The sequence below is a fragment of the Paenibacillus sp. FSL R5-0490 genome (assembly GCF_001956215.1).
Taxonomy (GTDB): domain Bacteria; phylum Bacillota; class Bacilli; order Bacillales; family Cytobacillaceae; genus Cytobacillus.
This window is the reverse complement of the sequence record NZ_MRTQ01000004.1, coordinates 51,740-65,993: the sequence shown is the minus strand read 5'-3', so window position 1 is coordinate 65,993 and position 14,254 is coordinate 51,740. Positions and strand designations below refer to the sequence as shown.

13 protein-coding genes are annotated in these 14,254 nt (G+C 44.6%); 2 read left to right on the top strand and 11 right to left on the bottom strand.

The genetic code is table 11. The annotated features are described in order from the left end of the window. Positions 1-7: 7 nt before the first annotated feature. Positions 8-1,081 carry a peptide chain release factor 1 gene (gene prfA, locus BK139_RS04365; RefSeq protein ID WP_076257083.1) on the bottom strand — a complete coding sequence of 358 codons (1,074 nt, stop codon included), beginning with the start codon at positions 1,079-1,081 and terminating at the stop codon, positions 8-10. Positions 1,082-1,342: 261 nt separating this feature from the next. Between prfA and BK139_RS04360 the strand changes: the two genes are divergently transcribed. Continuing rightward, positions 1,343-2,305: a DMT family transporter gene (locus tag BK139_RS04360; RefSeq protein WP_076257081.1), complete on the top strand. Its 963-nt coding sequence runs from the start codon at positions 1,343-1,345 to the stop codon at positions 2,303-2,305. Between the two features lie 26 nt (positions 2,306-2,331). Here the strand turns inward: BK139_RS04360 and BK139_RS04355 are convergent, their stop codons facing one another. The 9 genes from BK139_RS04355 to BK139_RS04315 form a co-directional block, all read right to left on the bottom strand. Next, on the bottom strand, positions 2,332-2,772 hold the full coding sequence (locus BK139_RS04355; RefSeq protein WP_076257079.1) for a hypothetical protein: 441 nt from the start codon (positions 2,770-2,772) through the stop codon (positions 2,332-2,334). A 388-nt stretch (positions 2,773-3,160) separates the two neighbouring features. Beyond that, positions 3,161-3,781 carry a thymidine kinase gene (locus BK139_RS04350; RefSeq protein ID WP_035327985.1) on the bottom strand — a complete coding sequence of 207 codons (621 nt, stop codon included), beginning with the start codon at positions 3,779-3,781 and terminating at the stop codon, positions 3,161-3,163. Between the two features lie 172 nt (positions 3,782-3,953). After that, positions 3,954-4,166 carry a 50S ribosomal protein L31 gene (gene rpmE / locus BK139_RS04345; RefSeq protein WP_009332279.1) on the bottom strand — a complete coding sequence of 71 codons (213 nt, stop codon included), beginning with the start codon at positions 4,164-4,166 and terminating at the stop codon, positions 3,954-3,956. 386 nt (positions 4,167-4,552) lie between these two features. Next, complete coding sequence (rho, locus tag BK139_RS04340; RefSeq protein ID WP_009332281.1) at positions 4,553-5,818, bottom strand: transcription termination factor Rho; 1,266 nt, start codon at positions 5,816-5,818, stop codon at positions 4,553-4,555. A 354-nt stretch (positions 5,819-6,172) separates the two neighbouring features. Continuing rightward, positions 6,173-7,135 (bottom strand): class II fructose-bisphosphatase, encoded by a 963-nt coding sequence (gene glpX, locus BK139_RS04335; RefSeq protein WP_076257280.1) that lies wholly within the window; start codon positions 7,133-7,135, stop codon positions 6,173-6,175. Positions 7,136-7,282: 147 nt separating this feature from the next. Beyond that, a complete protein-coding gene (locus BK139_RS04330) occupies positions 7,283-8,569 on the bottom strand; it encodes a UDP-N-acetylglucosamine 1-carboxyvinyltransferase (protein WP_076257077.1) in 1,287 nt (428 codons plus the stop codon). 963 nt (positions 8,570-9,532) lie between these two features. Continuing rightward, a complete protein-coding gene (gene fsa / locus BK139_RS04325; RefSeq protein ID WP_048009439.1) occupies positions 9,533-10,177 on the bottom strand; it encodes a fructose-6-phosphate aldolase in 645 nt (214 codons plus the stop codon). Positions 10,178-10,323: 146 nt separating this feature from the next. Beyond that, positions 10,324-11,181 carry a class II fructose-bisphosphate aldolase gene (locus BK139_RS04320; RefSeq protein WP_048009440.1) on the bottom strand — a complete coding sequence of 286 codons (858 nt, stop codon included), beginning with the start codon at positions 11,179-11,181 and terminating at the stop codon, positions 10,324-10,326. Positions 11,182-11,438: 257 nt separating this feature from the next. Beyond that, positions 11,439-11,813, bottom strand: coding sequence for a response regulator (locus BK139_RS04315; RefSeq protein ID WP_172581936.1), 375 nt, complete (start codon positions 11,811-11,813; stop codon positions 11,439-11,441). 211 nt (positions 11,814-12,024) lie between these two features. Between BK139_RS04315 and BK139_RS04310 the strand changes: the two genes are divergently transcribed. Next, the gene (locus BK139_RS04310) at positions 12,025-12,546 is read left to right on the top strand and encodes a DUF2529 domain-containing protein (RefSeq protein ID WP_076257076.1); all 522 of its coding nucleotides are present in this window, start codon (positions 12,025-12,027) and stop codon (positions 12,544-12,546) included. Positions 12,547-12,623: 77 nt separating this feature from the next. Here the strand turns inward: BK139_RS04310 and BK139_RS04305 are convergent, their stop codons facing one another. Beyond that, positions 12,624-14,231, bottom strand: coding sequence for a CTP synthase (locus BK139_RS04305; protein ID WP_076257074.1), 1,608 nt, complete (start codon positions 14,229-14,231; stop codon positions 12,624-12,626). Between the last annotated feature and the right edge of the window lie 23 nt (positions 14,232-14,254).

The following is a 14,254-nucleotide window of genomic DNA, read 5'->3' as shown; positions in this document are numbered from 1 at the left end:
CGTTGAATTACTCATTGGATGCACTGTCCAACTTGGCAGATTGCTCTTCCACGATCAGTGCGTCAATAACCTCATCGAGCTTGCCTTGAAGGATCTGATCAAGCTTTTGGATCGTTAAGCCGATGCGGTGATCGGTTACACGGTTTTGCGGGAAGTTGTACGTACGGATACGCTCAGAGCGGTCTCCGGTACCAACTGCTGATTTACGCTGCTGGTCATATTCCGCCTGTGCTTCCTGCTGGAACTTATCATAAACACGTGCACGAAGAACCTTCATCGCTTTTTCTTTATTTTTGATCTGTGACTTTTCATCCTGGCAGGATACAACCGTACCTGTCGGCAAGTGAGTCAGACGAACAGCTGACATCGTCGTGTTAACACTCTGTCCGCCCGGTCCGCTTGAAGCAAATGTATCCACACGGATATCTTTTTCATGAATATCGATTTCCACTTCTTCTGCTTCCGGAAGAACCGCAACCGTTGCCGTAGAAGTGTGGATGCGCCCTCCGGATTCAGTCTCCGGTACACGCTGAACACGGTGTGCGCCATTTTCAAACTTAAGCTTGGAATATGCGCCATTTCCGTTGATCATGAAGATGATTTCCTTATAGCCGCCTACACCTGTTGAGCTGGTTTCAATGACATCGATTTTCCAGCCCTGCGTCTCAGCAAAGCGGCTGTACATGCGGTATAGGTCACCTGCAAATAAGGCAGCTTCATCACCGCCGGCAGCACCGCGGATTTCCATAATAACGTTTTTGTCATCATTCGGGTCTTTAGGAATGAGGAGGATTTTCAGACGCGCTTCCAGGTCCTCTTTTCTTTCTTCAAGCTCAGACAGCTCTTCTTTTACCATTTCGCGCATTTCTGCATCCAGCTTCTCTTCAAGCATGGCACGCGCATCCTGATACTGCTCTTTCACTTCTTTATATTCGCGGTATGTGTCAACAGTTTCCTGAATACCGGACTGTTCTTTTGAATATTCGCGAAGCTTTTTCGGATCATTGACAATTTCAGGATCGCTCAAAAGCTCATTTAATCTTTCATAACGGTCCTCGACAGATTGAAGACGATCAAACACAGCCATTCACCTCAATTTTTTATCCAATAACCGCGGGGGATTTCCCGGCGGAGTATAGTTAAATTTATTTACAGACATAGCTCCATAACATTCTAATTATAGTATAGCTGAAAGTTACAGTCAAAACGATTCATGGCTTTCTTTTTGTCCGGGAATTTTCTGAAAAATCATTGCCTGGAGTGGTTATATCCTATATATTGGTTTTATCTCTGCAAGGTAAATTGGCTCAGCGCTTTTAACTGGGAAATGAGGTGAACCGGCATGAAAGCCATTGTATTAGGCATTTTCTCCGCCTTCTTCTTTGCTTTCACTTTTGTATTAAACCGGGCAATGGAAATGGATGGCGGGAGCTGGCTATGGAGTGCATCGCTCCGCTATTTTTTCATGATTCCACTGTTGGGTGCCATTGTGGCATTCAGGGGGAATTTGCGGCCCTTATTTACTGAAATGAAAAAGGCCCCAGGACCATGGCTGCTATGGAGCTTTGTAGGCTTTGGCTTATTTTACGCACCTTTATGTTTTGCGGCAGCCTATGGACCCGGCTGGCTGATTGCCGGAACCTGGCAGATTACGATTATCTCCGGTTCCCTGCTTGCACCGTTTTTTTTCGTTGCGTTTCAAACCGGAAATGGAACGGTGAAAGTAAGAGGGAAAATTCCTTTTCGCGGAATGATGATGAGCCTGGTCATTCTTCTTGGAGTTGCGGTTATGCAGGTGGAGCACGCATCCTCCATTTCTTTGCGGGATACGCTGCTTGTCATCATTCCTTTGATTATTGCATCCTTTGCCTACCCGTTAGGCAACCGTAAAATGATGGATGTGTGTGAGAATCGGCTTGACGCCTACCAGCGTGTGCTCGGAATGACGATTGCCAGTCTTCCGTTTTGGTTCCTGCTCTCAGTTGTTGCCATGGCAACAAGCGGAGTGCCCAGTTTCAGCCAGGTCACTCAATCCGGTTTAGTCGCTCTCTTTTCCGGAGTTTTTGCTACAGTATTATTCTTTGCAGCAACAGACCTAGTCCGGGGCAATATGCAAAAGCTGGGGGCTGTGGAAGCAACCCAATCTCTAGAGGTTCTTTTCGCTGTACTCGGTGAAGTGGCGCTGCTGTCAAGCCCGCTGCCATCTGGAATTTCTTTAACAGGGATGGCCCTTGTCATTGCTGGTATGGCACTGCACAGTTTTGTGACCTCGAACAAAGCTATTTTAAAAAGAAAAGCTGCGTAAAAAAATGCCCTGGTAAGCAGGGCATTTTACGTGCGGTCTTCCTGAACCTTCACCTCAATATGATAACGGGGCAGAGCCTTGATCAGCATTTTGTGCAGTTGCGCTTGAGAATCTATTTTTTCCTGATGGGTCATATTGCCTCGTCGATAAGCTGTCACCCACATATCTTCTCCATTAACCCAGACAGCTCCAGGACGGAATCCATCATGAGCAGCAATCACCTTGCGGGCCTGGTCGATATCATCCTGGTTATCCAGGCGTTTGCCGTCAAAATTGATAAAGTTCGGGTTCTGGTCACCGCTCATCGTCCGGTCCATTGTATCATTGTCCTCCGTGCGGTCCAGTTCATTATTGATAAATGAAACCCCATCTCGGCTCTCATGGTCATACTCACTTTCAGTTGCCTGATTGTTGGCACAGCCAGCCATAAATGCGAGCATCAAAAGGAAAATACTCAGTTTCTTCATTTCTTACACCTCCTTTTTATAGCATGTCCGCTAGAGGGAGGATTGTGCGGTCCAATATAAGGCAGAGCTGGGGTGTGAAGGCGTTGATTTTTGATTTGCTGAAGCTTTGGTGAGCATTTTTCTTAGTTTCTTGTCTGAAGCCACTCCGAGTTCAGACTCAAATCATTGGATTTTCGCTTTTTGTGTCTGAAGTTAACTCAAGTTCGGACTCAGTCTCCCGGATTTTACTTTTTTGTCTGAAGTTGACCAAGGTTCGGACTCACTCACGGATTTTTCGCGGATCTTCTGCTTTTCGGCTTCATGAACTCTTCATGGCGACCAATTCTGCTCGGCAAAATAAAAAAACTGCCCGGAACACGCCAGGGCAGAGAGATCGTTAAGTATGAATTTATGATAAAAACTCGGTTGTCTTCTGTTTTTCTAAAACATTGGGTGATTTGGGAACTTCATGGTGATGGCGGCAGCGCGGTTCATAGGCTTCTGAGGCGCCAACTAAAATAACCGGGTCATCATATGAAGCTGGATTTCCATTGATCAGGCGCTGTGTACGGCTTGCAGGTGATCCGCAGACGGCACAGACGGCTTGAAGCTTTGTAACCAATTCTGCTATCGCCATGATGGCAGGCATTTGGCCAAACGGCTCCCCGCGGAAGTCCTGGTCAAGTCCGGCAGCAATGACACGATGTCCGCTGTCAGCCAGGTGCTGAATGACTTTGACAATTTCATCATCAAAGAATTGCACTTCATCAATAGCAATCAAATCAGTTTCAGGTGTAATGTATTTAAAAATATCGGTAGACTGGGTCAGGGGTTTAGCTATGACCGAAGTTCCATTATGTGAAACGACAGCTTCATCACTATATCGGTTATCAATCTGCGGTTTAAATACAGCGATTTGCTGTTTGGCGAACTGAGCTCTGCGCACACGGCGAATCAGTTCTTCTGATTTACCGGAGAACATGCTGCCGCAAATGACTTCCACCCATCCGTGATGATTCATAACGTACATGAACGGCCTCTCCTTCCTCGTTCTAACTAATAGAATGGCTTGTTTTAACTATTTTATGAAGAAAAGGGTCGCGCTTCTAAAAGCAAAAAGGTCCCTAAAGCAATTCTTCATAACAGCTTATTTTGCAATAAAAAACAGGCAAGAAAGTTAACTTGCCTGTTTTTGTTGTTTATTATTTTTGTTCTGACTTAATGCCGTATTTCTTATTGAAACGGTCAACACGTCCGCCGGCTTCAGCGAATTTCTGACGTCCAGTATAGAATGGATGGCACTCAGAGCAAGTTTCAACGCGGATCTCTTCTTGAACAGAACCGGTTTCGAACTCGTTACCACAAGCACATTTCACCATTGCTTTTTTATAGTTAGGATGAATTCCTGATTTCATTCTTTTCATCTCCTTCCGCCCTGAATCATTCGAAACAGAGTTATATATTACGGGCAATCATGAATTGCCGTAAACTTCAAAAACACACTGTCATCATTATAACAAGTCCATGTGTTTTTTGCAATAAGCGAATTCTGCATCCTGGAATTTCCAGATGGAATTTTGTTTATTAACGTTACCCGTTAGTTTCCGCTGCAGGCATTTGCTTTCCGCGGGGAGGAACGGGAGCCTCCTCGGCTTCGCCTGCGGGGTCTCCCGCTCCCTCTCCTCCCGCAGGAGTCAAATGCCCTCCGCTCCAACCAACTCAGTAGAGTAATTTAGATTACTGCAGAAAACAAATTTAAATAAACAGCATTCTTAAAAAAGACAATTGCATCCAAATTTAATTACGAACGCTTAGCCTTCATTTCTTCAGCAAGGTTAGCGAAAAATTCTTCGTTTGATTTTGTCTGTCTTAGCTTGCGAAGCAGTTTTTCGGCGAAGTCCGGTGAATCTGACATGGACTTGCGGATTGCCCACAGCTTGTCCAAGTGATCTTTCTGAATAAGAAGTTCCTCTTTACGCGTGCCGGAGCGGCGGATGTCGATGGCCGGGAAGATTCTTCTTTCAGCCAGTGAACGGTCAAGGTGCAGCTCCATATTACCTGTCCCCTTGAATTCTTCGTAAATAACATCATCCATTCGTGAACCCGTGTCAACGAGTGCAGTTGCCAGAATCGTTAAGCTTCCGCCCTCTTCAATGTTTCGGGCAGCACCGAAGAAACGCTTTGGACGGTGGAATGCCGCCGGGTCAATACCGCCGGACAGGGTTCTGCCGCTTGGAGGAATAACCAGGTTATAGGCTCTTGCCAGTCTTGTGATGCTGTCCATTAAAATGACAACATCACGTTTATGCTCAACGAGACGCATAGCACGTTCAAGAACGAGCTCGGCCACTTTAATGTGGTTTTCCGGCACTTCATCAAATGTGGAACTGACTACATCGCCTGCAACGGAACGTTCGATGTCTGTTACCTCTTCCGGACGCTCGTCAATCAATAGCACGATCAGTTCCGCTTCCGGGTGATTGGTTGTAATGCTGTTGGCAATTTCTTTTAACAGCATTGTCTTACCTGCTTTTGGAGGCGCGACAATCAGACCGCGCTGTCCGAATCCAACCGGTGCAAGCAGGTCCATAATTCTTGTAGACAGCTGTCTTGTACCTGTCTCCAATTTCATATGGCGGTTTGGATAAAGTGGTGTCAGACCAGGGAAGTGAACACGTTCTTTTGCTGATTCGGGATCATCGCCATTCACAGCTTCAACCTGCAGAAGGCCGAAATAACGCTCATTTTCTTTTGGAGGACGGACTTTTCCTGAAACTTTATCTCCGTTTCTCAAATCGAAACGGCGGATCTGGGAAGCGGAAATATAAATATCCTCTGAGCTTGGTGAATAGTTGATTGGACGAAGGAAACCAAACCCTTCAGACTGAATGATCTCCAGGACACCTTCCATGAAGAAGTAGCCTTCCTGCTCTGCTCTTGCTTTCAGGATGGCAAAGATTAATTCTTTTTTCGATAACTTGCTGTAATAAGAAACTTTATATTCACGGGCAAGTTCATAAAGCTCTTTAAGCTTCATATTTTCTAAACTTGAAATGTTTAAACCCATTTTTACACCACACTTTTGAAATTTTCAATTATTTCCTCCATATGCAGCTGTTCAAATGATTGGGCTTTATATGAAAGGAAAGGGAAAGATACTTTGAGGCACTGAAAATAGCTGAAGATTCTATCATTATGTTCTTAATTAAAGGTTTCGAGGAATGGAACGGTTTGCTGTCCGTTTTCGGTTAAAATTTTGAGGTATCCTATTCCATGAAAAACAATCTCTATTTTACCCCTTAATATGAAAATTAATCAATAACAAAATTTGATATGGAAAATATAGCAGGAAGGAAATGGAAATGAGCAGGCTGGCGCAATGCGGCCAGCACTCATTTTCTATCTGTTTATATATATTTATTTATTTCATAACAAGATTAGGCTTTTTCTTCAGACTATGGCGCCCCTCGACAAAGCGGACCGTTCCTGATTTGGCACGCATAACAATTGAATGGGTAGAACCATATGAGCCTTTAAACTGTACGCCTTTCAAAAGCTCTCCATCCGTTACGCCTGTTGCAGCAAAAATCGCGTCATCGCCTTTTACCAGGTCTTCCATAAGAAGGACTTTATTAATATCAAGGCCCATCTTCAAGCAGCGCTCAGCCTCTGCGTCATTTTGCGGAAGAAGTTTCCCTTGAATTTCCCCGCCAAGGCACTTTAGGGCAACAGCTGCCAGTACGCCTTCCGGTGCACCGCCTGATCCGAACAGAATATCGACACCTGTTTCATCAAAGGCAGTATTAATGGCTCCAGCCACGTCGCCATCATTGATTAATTTAATTCTGGCACCTGCTTCGCGAAGCTGGCTGATGATGTGTTCATGGCGCTCACGGTTAAGCACTGTCGCCACGACATCCTGGATATCTTTGTTTTTGGCTTTTGCGACCGCTTTCAAATTATCCAAAACAGAAGCGTTAATATCAATTTGTCCAACCGCTTCAGGACCGACTGCAATTTTGTCCATATACATATCAGGAGCATGCAGAAGATTTCCGTGGTCAGCTACAGCAAGAACAGCTAATGCATTCCAGCCGCCGGATGCTACGATGTTTGTTCCTTCAAGCGGATCAACAGCGACATCCACGCGCGGGCCATAGCCTGTTCCAAGCTTTTCCCCGATATAAAGCATTGGCGCTTCATCCATTTCGCCTTCCCCGATAACGACTGTTCCCTTCATTGGCACCGTATCGAATACATCTCTCATTGCAGAAGTTGCGGCATCATCCGCTTCATCCTTTAATCCGCGGCCCATCCAGCGTGCTGATGCTAAAGCGGCACCTTCTGTTACACGAACTAATTCCATTGACAAACTTCTTTCCATCGATTTTTCCTCCCCGGATTCTAAGGCTGGCAGCATGGCAAAAGCGGACCGGTTTCTTTCCTCCGGCACCGCATGCCTGCCTTAATTTATATTTTTCTGCTGATCTTACAAAGATCAGTCAGCTGTCAATATTCAAAGGTGTTCTATTTATGCGTTCTTCATTTGTTCCATTTCTTCTTTGCTCATTTCTTCGCGCCAGATTGTGGCACCAAGTCCATTCAGCTTTTCAACCAGGTGGCTGTAGCCTCTGTCGATATGCTCTAAGCCTGTGACTTCAGTAACTCCTTCCGCCATTAAGCCGGCAATTACCAGTGCAGCGCCTGCGCGCAAATCGCTCGCCTTAACTTTAGCACCCTGAAGCTGAACAGGCCCATTGATGATCGCAGAGCGCCCTTCCACTTTAATGTTGGCATTCATTCTGCGCAGCTCATCAATATGCTTAAAACGGGCACTATAAATGGTATCAGTGACCATGCTTGTCCCTTCTGCATTCGTTAACAGAGAAGTCAGCGGCTGCTGCAGGTCTGTAGGAAACCCTGGATAAACAAGTGTTTTAATGTCCACAGCTTTCATTTTCTCAGCTGGCCCGACAAATACCTGGTCATCGTTCGTTTCAATCTGAACGCCCATTTCGCGCAGCTTGGCAATTAAGGACTCCAGATGATGCGGAATGACATTGTCAATCAGCACGCCTTCTCCGGCCGCTGCACCAACAATCATATACGTTCCCGCTTCAATCCGGTCCGGGATGATCGTATGCTGGCAGCCATGCAGATGATCCACGCCATCAATGCGGATCACATCTGTGCCGGCACCCTTGATTTTTGCGCCCATATTGGTCAAAAGCGTAGCAACATCAATGATTTCAGGCTCTTTTGCTGCATTTTCGATAATGGTTCTGCCTTTTGCCCTGACAGCGGCAAGCATGATATTGATGGTTGCTCCCACACTGACAACGTCGAGATAAATACGGGCTCCGCGCAGTTCATCGGCACGAAGGTAAATGGCTCCCTGCTCATTGGTCACACGAGCGCCAAGAGCTTCAAACCCTTTTATATGCTGGTCGATCGGCCTTGGCCCGAGGTGGCACCCTCCTGGAAGTCCAATAACCGCTTTTTTAAACCGGCCGAGCATCGCTCCCATTAAATAATAGGAAGCGCGCAGTTTTTTTACTTTTCCGTTCGGCAAAGGCATGGAAATCATGGAAGAGGGATCCACTGTCATATCATTTTCAGAGAATTCGACAGTGCCCCCTATTTCTTCAAGCAAATCTTTTAGAATTTGTACATCCGAAATATCCGGCAAACCTTCAATTGTTACAGGCGATTCCGCTAAAATGGTAGCTGGAATCAGTGCGACGGCACTATTCTTCGCTCCGCTGATCCGGACAGTGCCTTTTAAAGGATATCCACCTGCAATCATTAGCTTTTCCATTTGTAACTCCCTTCTAAGCCGTTGTTAAACACATATGCTGGAATTTGACTTCAATATTTAAAAAATTGATAGCCCTTACAGCAAAAGCTACACACTACTTTTCTAACCAACTTTGGCAGGAAATAGCCATAGCTTCTATAAGAAACCCAATAGGCTTGTCTTTTTTTAATATCGGAAAAATATAGTCTTTGGGAAAATATGCACTTACATATTATCATGTATCTGCATTTTGCAACATTGCAAGTTGCATAAGGAACAATTTTCCATATGTTTTTTACAGAATCCGACATTATCTTTATCTTATAGTTTACACGAAAAATCAAATCTCATGTATTGTAATCAAAAAAAGTTAAAATTAGGCTCTTTTCAAATAAAATTATTTTTCACCTATCAATCTTGTCCGTTGATTTCCGCTCCAGGATGCTCAGCGAACCGCTTAGCAGACGGTGAGCCTCCTCGACGCCGCGCGTCTGCGGGGTCTCACCTGTCCCGCTACTCCCGCAGGACATTGAATAAGCTCCCTTGAGTAAACACCGCACGAAGAAAATGCGAATGCATTTTCGAGGATCTCGCACCTTCCGCTCCAATCAACTCAGTAAATAAGATACAAAAAGCAACAAACCTTGCTAAAACTGCCTAAAATTAAGAAAGAAGCACTAAAAAACCGAGGTACAAGTATTGGGGCTGGCTTGATCCGATTCAGCACCGAAACAAAGCCAGTTTTCTAGAGTATTTTTCCGAAGAACGCTTATCACAGTCTAACGTGCAGTAAGAACCCCCCACTTCAAGACTCAAAGAAATCATTGGAGGATAAGAGGGGGCAAACTGCCCGTAAAGGCCCGAAAAGAAGAACAAAGACTAATAACGCCATATCCTGTGGCAACGTCTTTGTGACCCACTCCTGTGGGCCTCAACTAACAATCAGCAGGGAGAAAAGCACTCCCAACTGATTGAGGTTTCACTTTATCCTCTTGAGTTCCAGTCTGCAAGGAACGCTTCGATTCCCTTATCTGTCAGAGGATGGTTGAATAATTGCTGGATGACTTTATAAGGAATTGTCGCGATATGAGCTCCTCTTAATGCTGCATCCGTCACATGCTGAGGATGTCTGATGGAAGCCGCGATGATTTCTGTATCAATGTCATGAATCGCAAAGATCTCTGCAATTGTGGAGATTAGATCAAGACCGTTGTGGCCAATATCGTCCAAACGTCCAAGGAATGGAGAAACGTATGTAGCACCTGCTCTTGCAGCAAGCAGCGCCTGGTTTGCACTGAAGATCAGCGTTACATTTGTTTTAATGCCTTCTTTTGAAAAAGCGCTTACGGCTTTCAGGCCATCCGGTGTCATTGGCACCTTGATTGTGATGTTTGGTGCAATCGCTGCAAGCTCTCTTCCTTCTTTAATCATGCCTTCAGCATCTAGAGCGATGACTTCGGCGCTGACTGAGCCTGGCACTAACTCCGTGATTTCGCGAAGGCGGTCAGGGAAGGATACATTCTTTTCCTTTGCGACCAATGATGGGTTCGTTGTTACTCCTGCAACCACCCCAAGGGCATATGCTTCTTTAATTTCGTCCATGTTCGCTGTATCGATGAAAAACTTCATATAAAATCCCACCTTATAAAATATTCTGATATCTATGTATTATTAAATAAAGCTGCGATTCTGTAAAGCCTTACATGCTAATTCGCCTCAATAAATAAGGCAAACCGCCCCTAATTCTAGAAGCGGTTTTTCGTGCAGTTATTTTATTATGCTTTGTTTGAAGAACCAAATTCGCGCATTTTGCCGATTACTGTTTCTTTAATCGCTTCGCGTGCCGGTCCTAAGTATTTGCGCGGATCGTATACTTCTGTATCTGCTGCCAATACTTCACGAACGCGTTTTGCGGAAGCAATTTGGTTTTCAGTGTTTACATTGATTTTAGCAGTTCCTAAAGAAACGGATTTTTGGATATCCTTTGTCGGGATTCCAGTACCGCCATGAAGAACCAGAGGAACACCTGTAAGGTTTCCGATCTCTTCCATTTCAGCAAAGCCAAGGTTAGGCTCACCTTTGTATGGTCCATGAACAGAACCCAGTGCCGGAGCAAGGCAGTCGATGCCTGTACGCTTAACCAGCTCTTCACATTCTTTTGCATCAGCATAAATAACGCCATCAGCAATAACATCGTCTTCCTGTCCGCCGACAGTTCCTAACTCTGCTTCTACTGAAACGCCTTTTGAATGTGCATATTCAACTACTTTTGAAGTAGTCTCCACGTTTTGTTCGAATGGATCATGGGAAGCATCGATCATAACAGATGTGAATCCGGCATCGATTGCTTCTTTACATTTATCAAAACTTGAACCGTGGTCTAAGTGAATAGCCACAGGAACGGTAATTTTGTAATCTTCAAGCAGTCCTTCAACCATTTTTACAACCGTTTTAAAACCGCCCATGTAGCGTGCAGCACCTTCGGAAACACCAAGGATAACCGGTGATTTTTCTTCTTCTGCCGCCTGCAGGATCGCTTGAGTGAACTCAAGGTTGTTTAAGTTAAATTGACCTACTGCATAGCCTTCTGATTTTGCTTTATTAAGCATTTCAGTCATAGAAACTAAAGGCATTTTTCTTCCTCCTTATTGATAATCGTTTAAGTTCAACAGACTAAATACTGTTAAAGTTTTCCCCTTAACACTATCGAATATGTACCCTTAAAATAGTCCGCTAAACTGAGACGACCCTTTGGAATTCATCTGTTATCATACCAAAAAGGACTTAGAAAAGCCATTATTCCAGCGCGTTTTTATGAATTGTCATAAAGCAAACGCTATCATTTTTATCGTGTTGGAATTTCAGGTTAAAAACGGATATTTTTGGCTTATTACGAGTTAGGGACCAGCAAATATTTCTTTACTGCCGCCCTGATATCATCAATATCGAATGGCTTCGCAAAGTGAGTAAGAGCACCCAGATCCTTTGCTTCCTGAATCATATCGAGTTCACCGTAAGCCGTCATGATAATAACGCGGATATCTTTATCCACTACTCTCATTCTTTTTAAAATTTCAATCCCGTCCATTCCCGGTATTTTCATATCAAGAAGAACAAGATCAGGCGAATGCTTGGAAACAATGTCGAGAGCCTGGACTCCATTGGCAGCCTGGTATGTGTCGTACCCTTCCTTCTGCAGTACCTCATTAAGTAAAATACGGATTCCGAACTGATCATCTACGATTAAAATTTTCCCTTTCATCAAGCCACCTCTTTCTGTCGTATTAAAAGCACTTAGGTTTAAAACCATACTGAATTATGACTGCAGGTCACTTAACTATACATTCTCCTACAGCTATTTTCTCTGTGAAACATGATTATTCCTTCTTATTTTAGCAATTACCTTTGAATATTTTACCTTTCTTTCTCTATTCTCTATAATAGAACCGCAGGAAGAGATGAAGGAGTGAACGGATTTGCTGAAGATGTTTTCTACCCAGCTGACAGGATTATTTAAAAGACTTCAGGAAAAAGAGGAATTTTCCATAGAGGACAGCGCCCGCCTTTTGGCCCAGGCTGCTGCCGGTGATGGAAAAATATATATTTACGGAACTAAAGAAATGGCTGCAATCGGCTATGAAGCCGTTCAAAGCCAGGAACCGCTTAGAGATGCAGCGATTTTGGAGAAAGATTCCGAAGTCTCTGAAACAGACCGGGTTATCATCTTTTCAAGATATTCGGATGACGAAGACGCAGCCGCTCTGGCAAAATCTTTGTCCGAAAAAGGGATCCCATTTGTGGCAGTAAGCACTTTAAGAACTGAAAGTGGCGGCAGTCTGGCTGATTTGGCTGATGTTCATGTAGATTTAAAGCTTGCGAAAGGCCTTCTGCCTGACGAGGAGGGCAATCGCTTCGGCTATCCGGCCTCCATGGCTGCTTTGTTTGTGTATTATGGAATCAAGTTTACAATTGATGAGATTTTGGCGGAGTTTGAGTAGATTTTGGGGTTTCATCTGTAAAAAGGTTCGAAGCAAAAACAAAAAATCCCTCCGCATCCGGAGGGATTTTTCACATATTATAGTTTCTCGCTAACCTTCAATGATGCCCCGACAAATTCACGGAATAATGGCTGAGGGCGGGTTGGTCTTGAGATAAATTCAGGATGGAACTGGGAAGCGACGAACCAAGGGTGATCCTTGACTTCGATGATTTCCACCAGTCGGCCGTCCGGGCTTGTACCGGAGAAGACAAAGCCTGCTTTTTCCATATCCTGACGGTAGTGGTTGTTGAACTCATAGCGATGGCGATGACGCTCATATACCACTTCATCCTGGTATGCGTCAAAGGCTTTTGTATCCTCATTCAATTTACAAGCTTGTAAACCAAGTCTTAGAGTTCCGCCTAAATCCTCTATATCCTTTTGCTCAGGCAGAAGGTCGATAATTGGATGCGGTGTTTCAGGAGCAATTTCTGCTGAGTGCGCCCCTTCAAGACCCAGTACGTTTCTTGCAAATTCAATCGAAGCCAGCTGCATGCCCAGGCATATGCCAAGGAATGGCTTTTTGTTTTCTCGCGCATATTGAATGGCAAGGATTTTCCCTTCAATGCCGCGGTCGCCAAATCCGCCCGGAACCAGGATTCCGTCCACGTCCTGAAGCAGTTCATTCACGTTCGTGCTGTCCACTTCTTCAGAGTTGATCCATTTGATTTCAATATCAGAATCGTAGGCATAACCTGCATGTTTTAGGGCTTCCACAACAGAAATGTAAGCATCCTGCAATTCAACATATTTACCGACAAGGCCAATCTTGGTTTTCCTTGAAAGGTTTAGAACCTTGTCAACCAGCTGTTTCCACTCAGTCATCTCTGCTTCTCCGCAATCCAGCTTCAAATGCTTGCAGACGATTTCATCAAGCTTCTGATCTTGAAGAGATAGCGGGATAGAATATAAAGTATCCGCATCTGTTGCTTCAATAACTGCTTCTTTATCGATATCACAGAATAGCGCAATTTTGTCCTTCATATCCTGGGAAATTGGCATTTCTGTACGGAGAACGATGACGTTTGGCTGAATGCCAAGGCTTCTTAGTTCTTTAACACTGTGCTGTGTCGGCTTTGTTTTCATTTCGCCTGCTGCCTTGATGTAAGGAACCAGTGTACAGTGAATATACATGACATTATCGCGGCCGATATCGCTCTTGATCTGGCGAATCGCTTCAAGGAATGGAAGTGACTCAATATCCCCTACTGTTCCGCCGATTTCTGTGATGACCACATCAGAATTCGTTTCATGGCCTGCACGGAAAACTTTATCCTTGATTTCATTTGTGATATGCGGAATAACCTGTACCGTTCCGCCGTTATAGTCGCCGCGGCGCTCTTTTCTAAGGACAGTGGAGTAAATTTTACCAGTCGTTACACTGCTGTACTTTGTCAGGTTAATATCAACAAAGCGCTCGTAGTGGCCTAAGTCCAGGTCCGTCTCTGCGCCGTCACCTGTTACAAACACCTCACCATGCTGGTACGGGCTCATGGTTCCCGGATCCACATTTATGTAAGGATCGAATTTCTGAATCGTAACCGTTAACCCTCTGTTTTTCAGCAGGCGGCCAAGCGATGCTGCCGTGATTCCTTTTCCCAGTGACGAAACAACTCCGCCCGTAACAAAAATATACTTAGTCATGAAAAATTCCCCCTTGATATCAG